Genomic DNA, 20,522 nt, shown 5'->3' with positions numbered 1-20,522 from the left:
AACAGCGGCGGGGCCGACCGGCCCGATGAGCAACGAAAGCGCGGGAGTTTAGGTCACGCCGGGAAGGCCCTGTGCAACAGCGCCTCGACGTCGACGGCGCGGGTGTCGAGCGTCCCGGCGACCGCGCCCCACTGGGGATCGAGGCGGCTGGCGATGAAGGCGTCGGCGACGAAGGCGGGCGCGTGCCGCCGCAGCAGCGCGGCCTGCGCCAGCACCACCAGGCGCGAGGCGAGCCGCCGGCCCAGCGCCTCGAGCTGCTCGGGCGGCGTGGCCAGCAGCGCGCGCAGCGCGTCGAGCTCCGCGCGCGCCGCGCGGTCCTCGGCCAGCGCCTGGCCGATCTCGTCGAGCAGCGCGAGGAAGGCCTGCGGATCGCGCGCGACGGCGCGCATCACGTCCAGGCACATCACGTTGCCGGAGCCTTCCCAGATCGAGTTGACCGGCGCCTCGCGATAGAGCCGCCCCATGATCGCGTCGTCGATGTAGCCGTTGCCGCCGAGGACCTCCATCGCCTCGCCGGTCAGTTCCACCGCGCGCTTGCAGACCCAGAACTTCGCCGCTGGCGTGACCAGCCGCATCCAGGTCCGCTCGCGCGGATCGTCCTGATGCTCGAAGGCCTGCGCCAGACGCAGGCTCAGCTGCATCGCGGCCTCGCTCTCCAGCGCCAGGTCGGCCAGCACCGCGCGCATCAGCGGCTGCTCGACCAATCGCTTGCCGAAAGCGCTGCGATGGCGCGCGTAGTGCAACGCCTGCGCGAGCGCCTGCCGCAGCATCGCCGCACTGCCCACCACGCAGTTCAAGCGCGTGTGGGTTGCCATCTCGATGATGGTCGGGATGCCGCGGCCTTCCTCGCCCATCAGCACGCCGTAGGCGTCCTGGAATTCGACCTCCGAGCTGCTGTTGCTGCGGTTGCCGACCTTGTCCTTCAGACGCTGGATATGCACCGCGTTCTTCGTGCCGTCCGGCCGCCAGCGCGGCACGAAGAAGCAGCCCGGCGCGCCATCCGGCGTCTTGGCCACGACCAGGTGCGCGTCACACATCGGCGCCGAGAAGAACCACTTGTGGCCGGTGAGGCGGTACTCGGCGCCGCGGCCGCCGGCGCCGGCCGGCTCGGCGCGCGTCGTGTTGGCGCGCACGTCGGAACCGCCCTGCTTCTCGGTCATCCCCATGCCCAGCCAGATCGAGCGCTTCTGTGCGAGCGGCAGGTCGCGCCCGTCGTACGCCGTGCTGAACAGCTGCTCGCGCAGCGCCTCCCACAGCGCGGGCTCGCGGCGCAGCACCGGGATGCTCGCTTGCGTCATCGTCGCGGGGCACAGCGTGCCGGCCTCGACCTGGCCGTGCAGGTAGAAGCCGGCGGCCCACGCCGCCCAGCGGCCGGGACGCTCGTCGCGGAACGGCATCGCGACAAGGTCGGCCTGGCGGTACATCGCGAGCAGCGCGTGCCAGCCGGCGTCGAACTCCACGCGGTCGATGCGGCGGCCGCGCTTGTCGAAGCTCTCCAGCACCGGAGTGACGCGGTTGATGCGCTCGGCGATCGCGGCGGTCTCGGGGCGGCCCAGTTCGACGGCGTACGCCGACAGCGCCGGTATGAAGGCCGCGGCGCCGGCGCGCTCGAGCGCCTCCCTCAGCGCCGGATCGGTCGCCAGCAGCGAGTGGCCGCTGAGCTCGTCGACCTGGTTCGTGACCTCGTGCGTGCGCCATCCAGGGTTGGCGGCGTGGGTATTCGCGGTGCTCTTGGAAGCGATCGTTGCCATCTGTTGCCTCTCCCGGGTTTCCCCGTCCATCGCACAAGGGTCGCGGCAGTCTAGTCCAGCGTCTACGCGCGTACGCGAGCGAATGGCATGCCCGCGCCGGCGCCTTCCAGGGTTAGCCCGGATGTCAGGCCTGACAGGCCGAAAGCGCTTGAACTTGCCCCTACATTCGCGCTGGTCGACGGCTACCACCACACACGACCCCGGGTTCTCCGGGGCATCCGGCGACATTCGGGACGCGGCGCCAGCCGCACCTCCAACAACATCCGGGGCGACCTCATCATGGGCCGCGAACGGAGGAGGCCGCTCCCGTTCACATCCGAGCGAGTCCGGCCATTTTTCTTCGGGAGATCTCACCGATCCAACACGGAAGAAAGAGGCATATGACACAGGCATTCATCCAGCGCGCGCTGCGCGCCTCCCTCGTCGCCGTCGCGGCTACCGCCGCCTGCCAGGCGATCGCCGCGGACCGCGTCCAGCTCGACGAGACGTCCCCGGTGAACACCCAGATGCGCGCCTCCAGCGCTCCCCAGAACGCGGCCACCGCGCTCGGCCTGGCGGCCGGCGACCTGCAGGCGCTGCGCAGCCAGACCTATGCGAACGGCAAGGTCGTCACCCGGCATCAGCAGTTCTACCAAGGCGTGCCCGTCTGGGGCGAAGGCGTGGTCGAGCACCGCGACACCCGCGCCGGCACGTCGCGCTACTCCGGCACGATGCTGAGCAACATCCACCAGGACCTGGCCACGGCGCAGCCGAGCCTGACCGCCGCCGGCGCGCTCGCGCAGGCCAAGGGCGCGGTCAACGCGGTGCTGACCGCCAATGAGCAGGTCAAGCTCTACGTGCGGCTGAACGCGCGCAACCAGGCCCAGCTGTTCTACCTGGTGTCCTTCCTGCGCGAGGACACCAAGACGCCGAGCCGTCCGCACTTCATGATCGACGCCACCACCGGCGCCGTGCTGGAGCGCTGGGAAGGCCTGGCGCACCGCGACGCCACCGGCCCCGGCGGCAACACCAAGACCGGCCGCTACGAGTACGGCACCAACTACCCTGCGCTGCAGGTCACGGACTCGTGCCAGATGAGCGATGGCAACGTCATCACCGTCAACCTCAACGGCAGCACCGGCGCGAGCAACACGCCGTTCCAGTTCACCTGCCCGCGCAACGAGTACAAGCAGATCAACGGCGCCTACTCGCCGCTGAACGACGCGCACTTCTTCGGCGGCGTGATCTTCAACATGTACCGGGACTGGTTCAACCTGCGTCCGCTGACCGGCACGCTCTACATGCGGGTGCACTACGGCAGCAACTATGAGAACGCGTTCTGGGACGGCGCCGGCATGAACTTCGGCGACGGCGGCTCGACGTTCTACCCGCTGGTCTCGCTGGACGTGTCCGCGCACGAGGTGAGCCACGGCTTCACCGAGCAGAACTCGGGCCTGACCTACTCCGGCCAATCGGGCGGCATGAACGAAGCCTTCTCCGACATGGCCGGCGAAGCCGCCGAGTACTACCGCAATGGCGGCAGCAACGACTGGCTGGTGGGCGCGCAGATCTTCAAGGCGAGCGGCGCGCTGCGCTACTTCGACGATCCGACGCGCGACGGCAGCTCCATCGGCAATGCCGCGGACTACCGCAGCGGCATGGACGTGCACTACTCGAGCGGCGTGTACAACCGCGCGTTCTACCTGCTGGCCAACAAGCCGGGCTGGAACACGCGCAAGGCCTTCGAGGTGATGGTGGACGCCAACCGCCTGTACTGGACGGCCAACAGCACCTTCAACCAGGGCGCCTGCGGCGTGGAGAAGGCCGCGACCGACCGCGGCTACACGATGGCCGACGTGACCGCCGCCTTCGCGACGGTGGGCGTGAGCTGCAGCGGCACCACGCCGCCCCCGACGGCAACTCCGCTGACCAGCGGTGTGCCGGTGACCGGCATCTCGCTGTCGACCAACTCGAAGAAGCTGTACAGCATCAACGTCCCGGCGGGCCGCAGCACGCTGACGGTGCGGCTGAGCGGCGGCTCGGGCGATGGCGACATCTACGTGCGCCGCGGCTCCGCGCCGACCACCACGAGCTACGACAAGAAGTCGGACGGCTCGACCAACAGCGAGACGATCACGTTCAACTCGCCGACCTCGGGCACGTACTACGTGCTGCTGAACGCGTACCGGACCGTCTCCGGCGCGTCGCTGGTCGCGACCTACTGATCCCGCGCTGAAACCGCTCCGGCGCGCCGCCCTTGCACGGGCCGCGCGCCGGCTTCGTCATGCCTGTCCCCAAGCCTGGAGAGACATCCCATGCGTCAGTTCCTTGCCATCACGGCCGTGTGCTTCGGCCTGGCCGTGCTCACCCCCGCCCATGCCGGCGAGAAAGTCTGGATCAGCCTCGGCGACGCCGCGCTGGCCCAGTTGCAGAAGCATCGTCCGGCGGCGCGCGCCGTCGCCAGCGTCGCCAGCCTCTCGTCCGATGCGGCCCTGGACGGATCCGCCATGTCGGCCCCGGCCTCGGGCCGGGCCAAGCCCGAGACCATCCACCTTGTCGAGATCGACGAGGAGGCGCTGGCCTCGCTCAGCCATTCGATCCACGACGAGTTGCGCCGCTGCGGCGGCTACATGTACCACCCGAGCCGCGACGCCGGCATGGCCGCGCTGCAGCGGCACAGCACGCCGCTGTCCGCGCAGCGCCTGGCGGCGGCCACGGCCACGCGGCCGAGCTACGTGATCGACCAGCAGGCGGTGGTGACGCCGATCCTTTCGCAGATGCAGGCCAGCAACATCGGCCAGACCATCGTCGACCTGTCGGGCTACACCAACCGCTACTACACCAGCAGCAGCGGCGTGAACGCGTCCAACTGGCTCAAGCAGCGCTGGACCACGCTGGCGGGCGGCCGCAGCGACATCACCGTCGAGCAGTTCACCCACTCGGGCTGGGCGCAGAAGTCGGTGATCGCGACGATCCAGGGCAGCGACAACGGCAGCGAGGTGATCGTCATGGGCGCGCACCTGGACTCGATCAACCAGTCGGGCGGCTCCGGCGAGACGATGCGCGCGCCGGGCGCGGATGACGACGCCTCGGGCGTCGCCAGCCTCACCGAGGTGCTGCGCGCGCTGGTGCAGGCCAATTACAAGCCGCGCCGCACCATCAAGCTGATGGCCTACGCGGCGGAGGAGGTCGGGCTGCGCGGCTCGCAGGACATCGCGAACAGCTTCGCCGCGGCGGGCACCAATGTGGTGGGCGTGCTGCAGCTGGACATGACCAACTACAAGGGCGCGGCGAGCGACATCTACCTCTTCAGCGACTACACCGACAGCGCGCAGAACACCTTCCTGTCCAACCTGATCGCGACCTACCTGCCGACGCTGACGGTGGGCACGGACCGCTGCGGCTATGCGTGCTCGGACCACGCGTCCTGGAACGCCAAGGGCTATGCGGCGAGCATGCCTTTCGAGTCCAGCTTCAACGGCGACAACCCGTACATCCACAGCGCCAACGACACCTACGCCAACATGGGCAGCCAGGCCGATCACGCGCTGAAGTTCTCGCGGCTGGCGGCGGCGTATGCGGTGGAGCTGGGCAGCGATGGTCCGGGCACGGGTCCGGTCGACAAGACCGAGAACTTCAGCGGCAGCCTGACGCGCGGCCAGAGCAGGAGCTTCGGTCCGTTCAAGGTCGCCAATGGCGGCAGCCTGTCGGCGAGCACGACGGGGACCGGCGACATCGACCTCTACGTCCGCAAGGGCGCGGTGCCGACGACGTCGACCTACACCTGCAAGTCGGACGGCTCGACCTCGACCGAGGGCTGCTCGGTCACGATGACGGCCAACGGCGACGTCTACGTGCTGCTGTACGGCTACGCGGCGGGCAACTACCAGCTGAAGGTGACCTACCGGCCGCAATGACGGCTGGAATCGGGACCGCGCGGCGCGATCAGTTCAGCGCGGTCCCCTGCACCAGTGCGCCGCGCAGCTGCTGATAGGCGCGGAAGTGGAACAGCGAGGCCACCGGCTCGTTGAGCTGCTCGTAGAGCACGCCCAGCCGGTAATGCGCGTCGGCCAGGTCCACGTCCAGGGTCAGGGCTTGCTCATAGGCTTCGAGCGCCTCGGTGACGCGGCCGGTCGCCTCGAGCAGCGACGCGCGGTAGTAATGCAGCATGCCGGCGTCGATGCCGGAGAACGCGGCGCCGTCGTCCACCTCGGCCGGTGCGGACGTGGCATGGGCGCGGGTCGGTGCGGAGGGGGTCGTGGACGTGTGGTTCATGGTCGGGCTCAAGAGAAGAAGTCGTTGAGCGAGACCTTATCCGGGGCGCCGCGGGCGCTCTGCCGGAAGGCTCCACGTCAGCCTGTAGGACGGGATGCCATCCCGCTCGGGCCAGGTCTTTGGACGAATCGGACAGTCGCCAAACGGTTCAGCGCCGGTCGACCTGGTCCTGAGCCGCGTCCCCGCCGTCCGTCCCCGCCTCGAGTCCGTGCCGCCATCCCGGCACGTTGACGTAATAGCGCGAGGCCTTGCCCGCGCCTTGCAGGCGCAACTGGCCGGCGGCCGTCATCTCCGCCAGGTCGCGCGTCGCGGTCGCCTTCGAGACGCCGGTCATCTTGATGTACTTCTCGGCATTGAGCCCGCCGAGGAAGCCGCCATCGCCGTCGTCGAGCAGGCGCTGCAGCACCTTGCGCTGACGCTCGCCCAAGGCGCTCACCGCATGCATCTGCCAGAAGCGCTGCTTCTCGATGGCCAGGTCGATGACGCGTCCCGCAGCGTCGCAGGCCCCGGTGTACTGGCGCACGAACCATTCCACCCAGGGCGTCACGTCCACCGGCCCCTTCTGCGCCTGGTTCAGCGCCTCGTAGTAGGCCGAACGGGACGTCAGCAGTTGCCTGGACAGACTGAGCAGCCGGCGCGGCGGACGCAGATGCTGCGCGATCGCCATCTCCACGATGGCGCGGCCGATCCGGCCGTTGCCGTCCTCGAACGGATGAATGCTCTCGAACCAGAGATGCGCGATCGCCGCGCGCGCGAGGCCATCGAGCCGAGGGCCTTCGAGCGGCGGCGCCACGCCCTTGCGCGGCGCCGTCGCCGCGAACCACTCGAGGAAGCGGGCCATCTGCGCCGGCACTTCGCGCGAGGGTGGCGCCTGGTAGTGCACGACCTCGCGTCCCGGCCGGCCGCTGACGATCAGCATCGGGTCCTCGTGATCGCGATAGCGTCCGACGGCGATGCGCTGAAGGACGGAAACGCCTCCCGGGAACAGCGCCGCCTGCCACCGGCACAGGCGATCCTCGTCCAGCGGCTGATCGCGGTTGGCCCATGCATCGTCCACCACGGCCACCAATCCATCGACATGACGATCGACGGGATCCGCATCGCTCAGCCCCAGGCGCCGCATGACGGAGGACCGCACGGTGTCGGCGGAGAGACGCTCGCCCTCGATCGCGGCGGTGGCAAGCACCTCATCCGAGAACGCGTTCAGCACCAGCGGGCTGGCGTCGCCCAGACCGATCGCCATCGACTTGCCTTCGATGGCGCCGTGCATCAGATACGCCTCCATCAGGAACGGCGCCAGCGTCCCGCTGTCGTAGCGGAAATCCGGCCATCCGGCGCGCTGCCAGATCCAGGATTTCGAGGTCGTCGCAGTCGTCATGAGCCGTATTCTGGCATTTACGGCTCAAATTGCGAGCCGCATTTTCAGAAATGCGGCTCAGCCGCTGAAATGAGCGCTCAGTTCAGGAACGCCGCGGCCCCATCGCCGGCGACCAAGCCGCTCGCCATCGACGCCGTCAGCAGGTAGCCGCCGGTCGGCGCTTCCCAGTCCAGCATCTCGCCTGCGACGAACACGCCGGGCCGCGACTTGAGCATCAGGCGCTCGTCGAGCGACTCCAGCGTCACCCCGCCCGCCGTGCTGATCGCCTCCGCCACCGGACGCGCGCCGCGCAGCCGCAGCGGCAGCGCCTTCAAGGTGCGCGCCAGCGTCGGCGCGTCGGCGTATTCGTCCTTGCTGAGCACCTCATGGAGCAGGCCGGCCTTCAGGCCTTCGATGTTCAGCCGGCTCTTCAGGTGCGAGGACATCGAGCGCGAACCGCGCGGATGCGCGACCTGCTCCAGCACCCATGCCGCATCGCGGCCGGGCAGCAGATCCAGGTGAACGAGCGCCTCGCCATCGCGCTCGATCCTCTCGCGCAGCAGCGCCGACGCGGCGTAAACCAGCGAGCCTTCGATGCCGCTCGCCGTCACGACGAACTCGCCCTGGCGCGAGAACCGGCGGCCGTCCACGCCTTCGGCGCTCAGCGCCACCGGCTTGATCGGCTGGCCGGCGAATTTTTCGGCGAAGAACGGCGACCAGCCGTCGGCTGCGCCCGCTCGCGCCGGGCCGAGATCGAAGCCGCAATTGGCCGCGCGCAGCGGCGACACCGTCGCGCCGGCACCGGCGAGCAGCGGCGCCCAGCGGCCGTCGGAGCCGAGTTGCGGCCACGAAGCGCCGCCCAGCGCGAGCACCACGGCTTCTGCGCGGATGGCGCTCTCGCCGTCCGGGCCATTGAAGCGCAGCGCGCCGTCCGCGTCCCAGCCAAGCCAGCGATGGCGCATGTGGAAGCGCACGCCCTGCGCGCGCAGGCGGGACAGCCAGGCGCGCAGCATCGGCGCGGCCTTCAGGTCCTTGGGGAAGACGCGGCCCGAGGTGCCGACGAAGGTCTCGACACCCAGCCCCTGGGCCCAGGCGCGCAGCGCCTCACCGTCGAAGCGGTCGAGCCAGGCGGCGACGCCGGCCTGGCGCTCGAAGTAGCGCGTGTCGAAATCGGGCCGCGGCTCCGAGTGCGTCAGGTTCAGACCGCCCTTCCCCGCGAGGAGGAACTTGCGGCCGGCGGAGGCCATGGCGTCGTACAGATCGACGGACACGCCGGCGAGCACGAGCCGTTCCGCGGCCATCAGGCCGGCGGGACCGCCGCCGATGACGACAGCGTGGCGAGAGCGTGGGATGGGAGTGGTCGGCATGGAAGGGAGCGTACTGCGCAGGGCGCGCAGTGTGCCAGAGCGCGCCGTCTTCACCCTCGCCGGAGCGCGCAGCCGACCCGCTCGCGCCCAGGCGCCTGCGCCGTCAGCCGCGCAGCGACTCGCGCAGCCGCGCGCCGATCTCGGGCTTGTCCTGGAACGGGTCGGTCGGGTTGCGCAGCTGCATCACGTCCTCCAGCCGCGTCTGCACGCCCTTGAGCGCCTGCGGGTGGCTGAAGATGTAGAAGCGCTCCTCATCCATCGCATCGAAGACCATGCGCGCGACATCGGCCGCGGTCAGCTTGCCGGCGCTCACCGCTTTGTCGGTCATCGCCTGCGAGATCAGCTGGCTCTTCGTCGGCTTGCCCGCGGCCTGCTCGCCGGGGCGGTTGCGATGACTCTGCGTGATGCCGGTGGGCACGAAGTACGGGCACAGCACCGAGGCCCGCACCTGGTCGGTCACCAGCGCCAGGTCCTGGTACAGCGTCTCGCTGAGCGAGACCACCGCGTGCTTGGACACGTTGTAGACGCCCATGTTGGGCGGATTCAGCATGCCGGCCATCGACGCGGTGTTGACGATGTGTCCGCGCCAGGACGGATCCGCCTGCGCCGCGGCCAGCATCATCGGCGTGAACAGACGCACGCCGTGCACCACGCCCATCAGGTTCACACCCAGCACCCATTCCCAGTCGGAGAGCGCGTTCTCCCAGATCAGCCCGCCCGAGCCGACGCCGGCGTTGTTGAACACGAAGTTCGGCGCACCGAAGCGCTCGCGCACCGTCTCGGCCAGCGCCTCCATCTGGTCGGCCTTGGCCACGTCGACGCGGCGTGCCAGCACCGGATGCGCGGCGAACTCCGCCGCCGCCCGGTCCAGCGCGTCCTGCTGCACGTCGCAGAGCACCAGGTTCATGCCCCGCGCGGCGGCGATGCGCGCCACCTCCAGGCCGAAGCCCGAGCCCGCGCCAGTGATGACCGCGGTCCTGCCTTGATAGTCCTTCATGCGCCTGTCTCCTTGCGTGAGGTCCGGTCTCAGCCGGCCTTCTTCAGCGTGTAGCGGATGCGGGGGAAGTGCACATGCACGCGGCCCGCGCGTTCGTCGTCGCGCGCCAGCGTCACGGTGCGCGTCGTCAGTCCGGCCAGCGTGCCGGCGACCGCGTCGCGGGCGTAGTCGTAGGGCGTGACCGTCACCGGTTCGCCGGCTTCGAAGCCCAGCCCCGCGTCGACCGCCGCCGGCCGCGGCGTCGATGCGCGCGCCAGCGCGATGGCCCCGGCGCCATCGAGCTTGCCGGCCCGTTCGCCATGGCCGATCGCGCCGACACGGCCCATCCAGGCGCGCAGCGCCTGGTGCGGCGTCAGCACCTCGGCCAGCGGCCCGGTCTTCGTCAGGAACCACAGCGGGTGATAGACGCTGAGGTCGGCGATGCTCACCTCGCCGCCGAGCAGCCACGGCCGGCCGTCGGCCAGCATCGACGACAGCCAGTCCAGGTACTGCGCCAGCGCGGCGCCCGCGTCGATGCCGCGCACCTGCGGCATGCCCTCGCTCATCGCCTTGCGGTCGGCGACGAACACCTGCAGCATCTCCGGCGGCGCGCCGGCGAACAGCGCCGTCGCACCGGCCGGCTGCATCGCATAGGGGAGCGCCGTCCAGAACAGCTCGGTGTCGGCCCACTGCGCGAGCGCCCGCGCCTGGCCCGCGATCGCGGCCGGGAACAGGCTGGGCGAGGGCCGACGGCGCTCGAGCACCTCGACGATCAGCGCGGTGTCGCAATAGACATCGGCGCCGATCTGCAGGAACGGCGTGCGCCGGTAGCCGCCCGTCAGCGCGACCACGTCGGGCTTGGGCATCACCATCGGCACCGTCACCGAGTGCCAGGACAGCCCCTTCAGACCCAGCATCAACCGCGCCTTCTCGGCGAACGGCGAGCTGCCGTAGTGATGCAGCACCAGGTCGTCGCCGGCCGGGCCGCGCGTGGCATCGTCGATGGCCGCGTTCATGGGGTCGCCTCCTTGCGCATGTCGATGTGGGGAATGCCGTCCTCGTCGTAGACCTCCGAGACCGGCGTGAATCCGAAGCTGCCGTAGAACTCGCGCAGATGCGCCTGCGCGCCGAGCTCGATCGGCTGGCCGGGCCAGAGCCGGCCGCATTCACCCACCGCCTGGCTCATCAGCGCGCGGCCCAGGCCGCCGCCGCGCGCGGCCGGCGCGGTGATCACGCGGCCGATGCGCGCGGTGCCGCCGATCTCCGGCGGCAGCAGCCGCGCGTAGGCCAGCAGCGCCTCGCCGCCGTCCGCGCCCGGCCCCATGCCCTGGAGGTGCCAGGCGTGCTCGTCCAGGCCGTCCGGATCGAGGTAGAGGCAGCGCTGCTCGATGACGAAGACCTCCGCGCGCAGACGCAGCGCGCGGTACAGGCCGCGCACGCCCAGGTCGTCGAAGCGCTGGCAGCGCCAGACCGGGCCGGCCATCAGACCAGCTTCACCAGCTGCTTGCCGAAATTGCGGCCCTTGAGCAGGCCCAGGAAGGCCTCGGGCGCCGCGTCCAGGCCCTGCGCGATGGTTTCGCGGTACTTGAGCCTGCCGGTCGCGACCAGCGTGCCGAGCTCCTTGAGCGCCTCGGGCCAGACCGCCATGTGCTCGGAGACGATGAAGCCCTCGATCTTCATGCGGTTCACCAGAATCAGCTGTGGCGCGCTCATCGGGATCGGCTCGCCGTTGTAGCCGGCGATCATCCCGCACATGGCGACGCGGCTGAACGGATTGGCGCGCAGCATCACGGCGTCCAGGATCATGCCGCCGACGTTCTCGAAGTAGCCATCGATGCCGTCGGGGCAATCGGCCTTCAGCGCCGCCGACAGCGACTTCACGTCGCGGTGCTGCTTGTAGTCGATGCAGGCGTCGAAGCCGAGCTCCTCGACCACGTAGCGGCACTTCTCCGCGCCGCCGGCGATGCCCACCGCGCGCGCGCCGCGCGCCTTGGCCAGTTGGCCGACCGCGCCGCCCACCGCGCCGCTGGCGGCGCTGACGACCACCGTCTCGCCCGGCTTGGGATCGATGATCTTCACCAGCCCGTACCAGCCGGTCACGCCCGGCATGCCCACGGCGCCCAGGTAGGCGGACAGCGGCACGTGCCGGGTGTCGACCTTCTGCAGCACGCCGCGCTGACCGGCGTCCACGAGCTGGTACTCCTGCCAGCCGCCCATGCCCACGACCTGGTCGCCGACCGCGAAGTGCGCGTTCTTCGACGCCACCACCTCGCCGGCGGTGCCGCCGATCATGACCTCGTTCAACGGCTGCGGCGTGGCGTAGCTCTTGCTGTCGTTCATGCGGCCGCGCATGTAGGGATCCAGGCTGAGGAAGTGGTTGCGGACCAGCACCTGGCCGTCCGCGAGCTCGGGGATCGTCTGCTCGACCAGCTTGAAGTTGTCGGCGGTCGGTTCGCCGGTCGGGCGGGAGGCCAGCAGGATCTGGCGGTTCACTTGGCTCATCGGGGACTCCTCGGGCAGTGATGGACGGGCGCGCGCGGCGCCTCGTTCCGTGACGGAATGCCGGCGATTGAACCACGCCCGCCCCACCCCTCGCGTCCCTCGGGTGACAGAAAAGAACGGTCGTGCTTTTCCCTTCGAGGCCGATGACGAACCTGCACATCCTTGTCAAGAACTTCGAGGGAGGGTTGGCGACTGACCACCCCATTCCAGCCCCTTCGAGCCGTACGCCATGCAGATCTTCCGCCGTTCGAACCTCCCCTGGACCGACGCCAGCGCCCATCCGTCCAAAGCCCCTCGGGACCAGCAGGTGCGCGCGTGGGTGAAGAACGAGAAGCTTCACAAGAAGGAGACGGAACCGGTGGCCCGCGCGATCGAGAAGGCGCTGGACCGCAAGACCGACACGCTGGACCTGTCCCTGGCCACGGCACGCATGCTGGAGAGCCTGCCATCCAGCCTTCTGATACGCCTGCAGGAGCCGCGCAAGCGCCTCATCCTGCCGGTCAACTGTCCCCCCGGGCTCGCGGCCAGCTTGAAGATCGACATTCGGCCGACGCGCATTGAGCCGCAGGCGCTGGAGCGCGCGATCGAGAACTACCAATACGCCCGGCACCCGCGCGCCAAGCTTGCGCCGGTTGCCAAGCTCCTGACGCGACCACCTGCGGCGGCCCCTGCCCCCTCGCCCGTTGGCGAGCTGAGCGACAACGTGCCACGCCCGCGTGAATCCGTCGCCAAGACGATGCACGCGCGCGACCCGATCTATGACGTGCCGCCCAAGCGCAACGATCCCGTCTACGACGTGCCGCCAAAGCGCGGCGATCCCATCTACGACGTGCCGGCCAAACGCGGCGGCGGCATCTACGACGTACCTCCTAAACGCAGCGGCGGCATCTATGAAACGCCGGGCTCCAACCTGCGTGACCGCCCGGCACATGCCAATCAGCCAGCGATCGGCCGGGCGCGGCAAAGCGCAGACGATAGCGGCTACATGAGCCCGAGCCCCGCGATCACGGCGCACCCGATTTACGAGAACCAGCCGTCGTCCCTCCAGCAGGTCAGCCTTCGTCAACGTGAACCGATCAACCGCCCCGCTCCTCAACCGAGGCAACTCTCGACAGAAGCGGAGATCGACAAGGCGTGGAGGGCGGTGCGCCTGCTCGAAGCCTGGAGTAAGAACCACGCCAACAGAGAGGGCCCGGATCCCCGATGCTCGATGTCGTCCGTTGATGCAGACGCCGTGGCAAGCGTGCTGGTCCAAACGCCGCGGCAACTCTTGACGGAAAAGCAGCGGTTGTTGTTCATCTCGGCGCAGGGGATTCTGGCCAAGCGTTTGCCGAACACGCGGATGGAGATCACGCCGGAGAGGATCGCCCCTCTGGTCGATGCCATGAACGTCGTGCGGAATCTGGCCTCCGAGGCGGGTCACAAGGAACCGCCGTTGCCAAACCGTCCGCAGACGCCGCGTGGACGGGCGCCGGGCGGCTGACGCTCAAACGACGAAGCCGCCGTCAGTCCTCGCTGCGCTGCAGCGCCTTGAGGCTGCGGCCCTTTCCGGGCAGCGCCTTCAGGTATTTGAAAGTCCCGGTCGCATGCGCGCAGAGCTTGCCGTCCTCGCCATAGACCGAGCCGTCGCAGAAGGCCATCGTGGTCGAGCGGTGCAGCAGCCGGCCCACCGCACGCAGCGCGCCCTCGCCGGGGCGCATGAAGCTGGTCTTCATCTCCACCGTCACCACGCCCGGCCCGAAGCCGGGCTGGTCGCGGTGGATGCTGCGCGCCGCATGCGCCATCGCCACGTCCAGCAGCGTCATCAGCACGCCGCCATGCGCCACCTCCCACGAGTTCAGATGCAGCTCGCGGATGTCGACCCGCAGTTCGGCCTCGCCGTCGTCGATGCGCACGAGCTCAAAGCCCAGCTGCTGAACGAAGGGGATATGGACGGGAAACTTAAGCGACGGCTCTTCAGTCACAACAACCTCGAATCACAGACAGACGCGCCACCTCGGCACCTCGCCCCCCAACCCAGCAGAGCCCGGAGGACCGGCTCCGCCGGTCCTCTCGGGCTGCCCCCCGGTGGGGGGGCGCGCGAAGCGCGTAGGGGGCGGAGCCACTCAACTGCCGTGGACGGCGGACACGCCGCCATCGACCGCGAGGATCTGCCCGGTGATGTGCTTCCCGGCGCGGCTCGCGAACAGCAGGGCGGCGCCCTTGAGGTCCTCATCATCGCCGATGCGCTTGAGCGGCGCGTGCTCGGCCAGTTTGTCCTCGCCGATCGCCGCCATCAGGCCCTTGGTCATCTTGCTGGGGAAGAAGCCCGGAGCCAGCGCGTTGACGGTGATGCCATAGGCCCCCCACTCGCCGGCCAGCGCGCGGGTGAAGTTCACCGCCGCGCCCTTGCTGGTGTTGTAGGCGATGGTCTTCATCATCCCGCTGTTGCCGCCCAGCCCCGCGATCGACGCCACGTTGATGATGCGGCCCGAGCGGCGCGGGATCATGCTGCGGCGCGCCACTTCCTGGCTCATCACGAACAGGCTGCGGACGTTCAGGTCCATCACCTTGTCCCAGGCCTCGACCGGGTGATCCTCGGCCGGCGCGCCCCAGGTGGCGCCGGCGTTGTTCACGAGGATGTCGATCTTCCCGAGCCTGGCCATCGTCTGCTCGACGATGCCGCGGGCCTGAGCCTCATCGGACGCGTCGGCGGCGATCCACTGCGCGTCGATGCCACGCGCCTTCAGATGCGCGGCCGCCTCCTCCAGGTCGGCCGCCTTGCGCGAACTCAGCATCAGCGTCGCGCCGGCCTCGCCCAGCGCCTCGGCGATCTGCAGGCCCAGCCCGCGCGATCCGCCGGTCACCAGGGCCACCTGGCCGCTCAGGTCGAAAAGGTCTTGCACCTTGCTGCTCATCGTCGTCTCCTCGTCGGTTCGAATGGGGGCGGGGATCAGAACCAGGCGTCCTGCATCTCGCGGGTGAGCGCCTCGCGCCGCGCGACCACGCCCAGCCAGGCCGCGACCTTGGGCAGCTCGTAGGCGAAGAAGTAGCGCTGCGCGGCGCGCTTGCCGCGGGCGAAGTCGTCGTCGCGGCCCTCGAGCGCCAGCGCGACGTCGAGCCAGATCCATGCCAGCACCGTGTGCCCGAAGGCCTGCAGATAAGGCGTGGCATTGGCCAGCGCCTCCTCCGGCTCGCCGGTGGACCAGGCCTTCTTGGTCGCGCCGCCGACCGCCGCCAGCGCCGCGCCCAGCTCGTTGCCCGCCTCGGCAAGACCCGGCACCTGGCCGGCGCGCTGGGCGGTCTCGCTGATGCGCGCGGCCAGCGCCATCAGCGCCTGGCCGCCGTCCATCACGACCTTGCGGCCGAGCAGGTCCAGCGCCTGGATGCCGTGCGTGCCCTCGTGGATCATGTTCAGGCGGTTGTCGCGCCAGTACTGCTCCACCGGGAAGTCGCGGGTGTAGCCATAGCCGCCCAGCACCTGGATCGCCAGCGAGTTGGCCTCCAGGCACCACTCGCTGGGCCAGCTCTTGGCGATCGGGATGAGCACCTCCAGCAGCCGCTTCGCCGCCGCGGACTCGTCGGCGGTGCCGGTGTGCTGCTCGTCGACGAGGCGCGCGCAGAACAGCTCCAGCGCGAGCCCGCCCTCGACGTAGCTCTTCTGCGCCAGCAGCATGCGCTTGACGTCGGCGTGCTCGATGATCGGCCGCTGCGGCTGGGCCGCGTCCTTGCCGGCCGCGGTCATCGGCCGGCCCTGCGGGCGCTGGCGCGCGTAGTCGAGGCTGGCCTCGTAGCCGGCATGGCCCAGCATCACCGCGCCGAGGCCGACGCCGATGCGCGCCTCGTTCATCATGTGGAACATGCAGCGCAGGCCCTCGCCGGGCTGGCCGACGAGGTAGCCGATCGCGCCGCGCCGGCCGCGCGGGGTGTGGCGGCCCTCGCCGAAGTTGAGCAGGCAGTTCGTCGTGCCGCGATAGCCGAGCTTGTGGTTCAGGCCCGCGAGCGTCACGTCGTTGCGCTCGCCGGTCAGGCGGGCGTCCGTGTCGACGAGGTGCTTGGGCACGATGAACAGCGAGATGCCTTTCGTTCCGGGCAGCGGCCTGCCATCGGGGCCCGGGATCTTCGCGAGCACCAGATGGACGATGTTCTCGGTGAGCTCGTGCTCGCCGCCGGAGATCCACATCTTGTTGCCGGTCAGCCGGTAGCGCGGCCCCAGCGGATCAGCCTCGAAGCCGTCGCCATCGGGCTCGGCGCGCGTGGCGACGTCCGACAGCGACGAGCCCGCCTGCGGTTCGGACAGGCACATGGTGCCGAACCAGCGCCCGCCGAATTCATTCATGGCGAACACCGCGCGCTGCGCCGGCGTGCCGTGCGCCATCAGCAGGTTGGCGTTGCCGTTGGTGAGCATCGCGTAGCCGCCCATGGCCACGCTGGCCTTGCTGAAGAAGCAGTTGGCGGCCATCTCGACGACGCACGGGAGCTGCATGCCGCCGTGCTCGTAGTCCTGCGCGGCGGCCAGCATGCCGGAGCCGACATAAGCCGCGAGCGCCTCATGCGTGGCCCGGGGCAGATGGACGCGTTCGCCATCGAAGCGCGGCTCCTCGGTGTCCGCGAGGCGGTTGAACGGCGCGAACTTCTCGCGGGCGATCTTCTCGCAGGTGTCGAGCACCGCGTCGAAGGTCTCCCGCGAATGCTCCGAGAAGCGCTCGCGAGCCGAAAGTCGGTCGACCTTCAGCCAGTCATACAGCAGGAAGTCCAGGGTCTGGCGCATGAGCGCACCTCACGAAGGAGGCGGGGCTTGTCCCGCCGACATCTCAAGCGGAGCCCGGGGATCCGGCTCTGCCGGGCCCTCGGGCTCGCCCCCTGAGGGGGCCGGCGTCAGCCGGTAGGGGGGTGCTCGTCAGAGCACTTCAAAGACCCCGGCAGCGCCCATGCCGCCGCCGATGCACATGGTCACGCAGACGCGCTTGGCGCCGCGGCGCTTGCCCTCGATCAGCGCATGGCCGGTCAGGCGCTGGCCGGAGACGCCATACGGATGCCCGATCGCGATCGCGCCGCCGTTGACGTTGAGCCGGTCCATCGGGATGCCCAGCGTGTCCGCGCAGTACAGCACCTGCACCGCGAAGGCCTCGTTGAGCTCCCACAGGTCGATGTCCGACACCTTCAGGCCCAGGCGCTTGAGCACCTTGGGCACGGCGAAGACCGGGCCGATGCCCATCTCATCGGGCTCGCAGCCCGCCACCGCGAAGCCCAGGAAACGGCCCAGCGGCTTCAGGCCCTTCTTCTCGGCATAGGACTCGCTGACGATGGCGCAGGCGCCGGCGCCATCGGAGAACTGGCTCGCGTTGCCGGCGGTGATCACGCCGCCCGGCAGCGCGGTGCGGATGTCCTTGATGGTCTCGTAGGTGGTGCCCACGCGCAGGCCTTCGTCGACGGAGACGGTGACCTCCTTCGTCGACATGCCGCGCACCTTGTCGGCGACACCGGCCATCACGGTGATGGGGACGATCTCGGCGTTGAACAGGCCTTCGGCCTGCGCCGCGCAGGCGCGCTGCTGCGACGCCGCGCCATAGCGGTCCATGCGCTCCTTCGGGATCTTGTAGCGCTGGGCGACGTTCTCGGCCGTCTGCAGCATGGACCAGTAGATCTCGGGCTTGTGCGCGGACAGCCAGCTCTCATGGATCATGTGGCGGTTGGCTTCGTTCTGCACGCAGGAGATGCTCTCCACGCCGCCGGCGATGAAGACCTCGCCTTCGCCGGCGATGATGCGCTGCGAGGCCGTCGCGATGGTCTGCAGCCCGCTCGAGCAGAACCGGTTGATGGTCTGCCCCGCGACGCTCACCGGCAGCCCGGCGCGCAGCGCGATCTGGCGCGCGATGTTGCTGCCGGTCGCGCCCTCGGGCGTCGCGCAGCCCATCAGCACGTCCTCGACCTCGCCGCCCTCGATGCCGGCGCGCTCCAGCGCCGCGCGCACCACGTGGCCGCCCAGCGTGGCGCCATGGGTCATGTTGAACGACCCTTTCCAGCTCTTGGCGAGCGGGGTGCGGGCCGTGGAAACGATCAATGCCTTGCTCATGTCTTGCTCCTGATTCGAGGTCCGCGGGTCAGTCGTTGAAGCCCTTGCCCTGGTCGGCCAGGCGCTTGAGCAGCGGCGCGGGTTCCCAGAAGCGGGCGTCGTCCAGCGGGTTCCGCGCGAAACGCTTCATCGACTGCGCGACGTTGTACAGGCCCACCGTGTCGGCGTAGCACATCGGACCGCCGCGCCACAGCGGGAAGCCGTAGCCGGTCAGGTAGACCATGTCGATGTCGGAGGCGCGCAGCGCGATGCCTTCCTCGACGATGCGGGCGCCCTCGTTGACCAGCGCGTAGACCAGGCGCTGCACGATCTCCTCGTCGCTGATCTTGCGCGGCGTGATGCCCAGCGTGGCGCGGTGCATGTCGATCATCTGCAGCACGGTCTTGGACGGGATCGCATCGCGCTTGCCGGGCAGGTAGTCGTACCAGCCGGCGCCGGTCTTCTGGCCGAAGCGGCCCATCTCGCACAGCAGGTCGGCGGTCTTGGAGTAGCGCAGGTCCGGCTTCTCCTGATAGCGGCGCTTGCGGATGTACCAGCCCACGTCGTTGCCGGCCAGGTCGCCCATGCGGAACGGACCCATCGCGAAGCCGAAGCGCTCCATCGCCTTGTCGACCTGCTGCGGCGTGCAGCCCTCCTCGAGCAGGAAGCCGGCCTGGCGGCTGTACTGCTCGATCATGCGGTTGCCGATGAAACCGTCGCACACGCCCGACACGACGCAGGTCTTGCGGATCTTCTTGCCCAGCGCCATCACCGTGGCCAGCACGTCCTTGGCGGTGGCCGCGCCGCGCACCACCTCCAGCAGCTTCATCACGTTGGCCGGGCTGAAGAAGTGGGTGCCGATGACGTCCTGCGGCCGCTTCGTGAAGCCGGCGATCTTGTCCACGTCCAGCGTCGAGGTGTTGGAGGCCAGGATCGCGCCGGGCTTCATCACCTCGTCGAGCTGGCGGAAGACCTGCTCCTTGACGGCGATGTCCTCGAAGACGGCTTCGATGACCAGGTCGGCCGAGCCGATGTCGGCGTAGTTCAGCGTCGTGTCCAGCAGCGCCATGCGCTGCGCGTAGCGGTCTTCCTTGAGCTTGCCCTTCCTGACCTGCGCCTCGTAGTTCTTGCGGATGGTGGCGATGCCGAGATCCAGCGCCTCCTGCTTCATCTCCAGGATCACGACCGGGATGCCGGCGTTGAGGAAGTTCATCGCGATGCCGCCGCCCATCGTGCCGGCGCCGATGATGGCCACCTTGTCGACGCGGCGCAGCGGCGTGTCCTCGGGCACGTCGGGGATCTTGGAGGCGGCGCGCTCGGCGAAGAAGGCATGGCGCAGCGCCTTGGACTCGGGCGTCAGCATCAGCTGCTGGAAGGCCTCGCGCTCGGCGCGCATGCCGTCTTCGAACTTCATCGACACGGCGTTGGCCACGGTCTCCACGCACTGCAGCGGCGCGGGGAAGTTCTTGGCCATCGCGCCGACGGTGTTGCGGGCGAACTGGAAGAAGGCCTGCGCCTCGGGATGCTGCGCCTTGATGTCGCGCACACGCGGCAGCGGGCGCTTGTCGGCGATGTCCATCGCGAACTGGACGGCGCCGTCGATCAGGTCGCCGTCGATCACCTTCTGGAACAGCACCTGGCCGGGCACCTGGGCGAGCTGCTCGCTGGCCACGGGCTCGCCGCTGACGATCATGTTGAGCGCGGGCTCGACGCCGAGCGCGCGCGGCAGGCGCTGCGTGCCGCCGGCGCCTGGCAGCAGGCCCAGCTTCACCTCGGGCAGCGCGATCTTGGCGCCGGGCGCGGTGACGCGGTAATGGCAGCCGAGCGCGAGCTCCAGGCCCCCGCCCATGGCCACGCTGTGGATGGCCGCGACCACGGGTTTGGTGCAGGCCTCGACGCGATTGATCAGCGAGCCCAGATTGGGTTCGGCCAGCGCCTTGGGCGAGCCGAACTCACGGATGTCGGCGCCGCCGGAGAAGGCCTTGCCGGCGCCGGTGATGACGATGGCCTTGATGGCGGGATCGTTCTCGGCCTGCTCGACGCCCTCGGCGACGGCGAGCCGCGTGGCATGGCCCAGGCCGTTGACCGGCGGATTGTTGAGCGTGATCACCGCGATCTGGCCGCGGACTTCGTAGCTGGCACCCATGTGTGTTCCTTCCAGTGGGGGGAGACGCCTCGCGGCCGGCGCGGTGTCTCCTCGGACGCCGGCTGCGAAAAGAACGATCGTTCGATTCTAGGCAGCGCCGATGCGTGCCGCTTGTCTCTGCTGTGACAGGGCGAT

16 protein-coding genes are annotated in these 20,522 nt (G+C 69.5%); 3 read left to right on the top strand and 13 right to left on the bottom strand.

Annotated features, from left to right (window positions below):
• Positions 1-53: 53 nt before the first annotated feature.
• Complete coding sequence (locus ABDW61_RS13610) at positions 54-1,751, bottom strand: acyl-CoA dehydrogenase family protein (RefSeq protein WP_343639356.1); 1,698 nt, start codon at positions 1,749-1,751, stop codon at positions 54-56.
• A 380-nt stretch (positions 1,752-2,131) separates the two neighbouring features.
• Here ABDW61_RS13610 and ABDW61_RS13605 point away from each other — a divergent pair, with 380 nt between their 5' ends.
• Both ABDW61_RS13605 and ABDW61_RS13600 read left to right on the top strand, forming a co-directional pair.
• Positions 2,132-3,955 (top strand): M4 family metallopeptidase, encoded by a 1,824-nt coding sequence (locus ABDW61_RS13605; RefSeq protein WP_343639354.1) that lies wholly within the window; start codon positions 2,132-2,134, stop codon positions 3,953-3,955.
• A 90-nt stretch (positions 3,956-4,045) separates the two neighbouring features.
• Positions 4,046-5,647: a M20/M25/M40 family metallo-hydrolase gene (locus tag ABDW61_RS13600; RefSeq protein ID WP_343639352.1), complete on the top strand. Its 1,602-nt coding sequence runs from the start codon at positions 4,046-4,048 to the stop codon at positions 5,645-5,647.
• A gap of 28 nt (positions 5,648-5,675) precedes the next feature.
• Here ABDW61_RS13600 and ABDW61_RS13595 read toward each other — a convergent pair whose 3' ends face one another.
• From ABDW61_RS13595 to ABDW61_RS13565, 7 genes are all read right to left on the bottom strand, one after another.
• Positions 5,676-6,005 carry a tetratricopeptide repeat protein gene (locus tag ABDW61_RS13595; protein ID WP_343639351.1) on the bottom strand — a complete coding sequence of 110 codons (330 nt, stop codon included), beginning with the start codon at positions 6,003-6,005 and terminating at the stop codon, positions 5,676-5,678.
• Positions 6,006-6,153: 148 nt separating this feature from the next.
• Positions 6,154-7,383: a Fic family protein gene (locus ABDW61_RS13590; protein WP_343639350.1), complete on the bottom strand. Its 1,230-nt coding sequence runs from the start codon at positions 7,381-7,383 to the stop codon at positions 6,154-6,156.
• A 77-nt stretch (positions 7,384-7,460) separates the two neighbouring features.
• On the bottom strand, positions 7,461-8,729 hold the full coding sequence (locus ABDW61_RS13585) for a TIGR03862 family flavoprotein (protein ID WP_343639348.1): 1,269 nt from the start codon (positions 8,727-8,729) through the stop codon (positions 7,461-7,463).
• 103 nt (positions 8,730-8,832) lie between these two features.
• Positions 8,833-9,726, bottom strand: a complete 894-nt coding sequence (locus tag ABDW61_RS13580) for an SDR family oxidoreductase (protein ID WP_343639346.1) — start codon at positions 9,724-9,726, stop codon at positions 8,833-8,835.
• 29 nt (positions 9,727-9,755) lie between these two features.
• Positions 9,756-10,721 carry a glutathione S-transferase family protein gene (locus tag ABDW61_RS13575; protein ID WP_343639344.1) on the bottom strand — a complete coding sequence of 322 codons (966 nt, stop codon included), beginning with the start codon at positions 10,719-10,721 and terminating at the stop codon, positions 9,756-9,758.
• Positions 10,718-11,188 (bottom strand): GNAT family N-acetyltransferase, encoded by a 471-nt coding sequence (locus ABDW61_RS13570; RefSeq protein ID WP_343639343.1) that lies wholly within the window; start codon positions 11,186-11,188, stop codon positions 10,718-10,720. Before ABDW61_RS13570 ends, ABDW61_RS13575 begins: the two co-directional genes overlap by 4 nt.
• Positions 11,188-12,207, bottom strand: a complete 1,020-nt coding sequence (locus ABDW61_RS13565) for an NADP-dependent oxidoreductase (protein WP_343639342.1) — start codon at positions 12,205-12,207, stop codon at positions 11,188-11,190. The genes ABDW61_RS13570 and ABDW61_RS13565 overlap by 1 nt, the downstream gene beginning before the upstream one ends.
• Before the next feature lie 229 nt (positions 12,208-12,436).
• On the opposite strand from ABDW61_RS13565, the gene ABDW61_RS13560 reads away from it, so the two are divergent.
• Positions 12,437-13,690 carry a hypothetical protein gene (locus tag ABDW61_RS13560; protein ID WP_343639340.1) on the top strand — a complete coding sequence of 418 codons (1,254 nt, stop codon included), beginning with the start codon at positions 12,437-12,439 and terminating at the stop codon, positions 13,688-13,690.
• A gap of 22 nt (positions 13,691-13,712) precedes the next feature.
• On the opposite strand, the gene ABDW61_RS13555 is transcribed toward ABDW61_RS13560, so the two are convergent.
• The 5 genes from ABDW61_RS13555 to ABDW61_RS13535 form a co-directional block, all read right to left on the bottom strand.
• Positions 13,713-14,171, bottom strand: a complete 459-nt coding sequence (locus ABDW61_RS13555; RefSeq protein ID WP_343639338.1) for a PaaI family thioesterase — start codon at positions 14,169-14,171, stop codon at positions 13,713-13,715.
• Between the two features lie 141 nt (positions 14,172-14,312).
• Positions 14,313-15,104, bottom strand: coding sequence for an SDR family oxidoreductase (locus ABDW61_RS13550; protein WP_343639337.1), 792 nt, complete (start codon positions 15,102-15,104; stop codon positions 14,313-14,315).
• A 35-nt stretch (positions 15,105-15,139) separates the two neighbouring features.
• Complete coding sequence (locus tag ABDW61_RS13545; RefSeq protein WP_343639335.1) at positions 15,140-16,957, bottom strand: acyl-CoA dehydrogenase; 1,818 nt, start codon at positions 16,955-16,957, stop codon at positions 15,140-15,142.
• Positions 16,958-17,086: 129 nt separating this feature from the next.
• Positions 17,087-18,262, bottom strand: a complete 1,176-nt coding sequence (locus ABDW61_RS13540; protein WP_343639333.1) for an acetyl-CoA C-acyltransferase — start codon at positions 18,260-18,262, stop codon at positions 17,087-17,089.
• A gap of 28 nt (positions 18,263-18,290) precedes the next feature.
• The gene (locus ABDW61_RS13535; RefSeq protein ID WP_343639331.1) at positions 18,291-20,387 is read right to left on the bottom strand and encodes a 3-hydroxyacyl-CoA dehydrogenase NAD-binding domain-containing protein; all 2,097 of its coding nucleotides are present in this window, start codon (positions 20,385-20,387) and stop codon (positions 18,291-18,293) included.
• Positions 20,388-20,522 lie beyond the last annotated feature (135 nt).

Origin of the sequence: Roseateles sp. (assembly GCF_039595595.1) — a bacterium.
Lineage (GTDB): Bacteria > Pseudomonadota > Gammaproteobacteria > Burkholderiales > Burkholderiaceae_C > Roseateles.
This window is presented reverse-complemented; position numbering and strand designations above follow the sequence as displayed.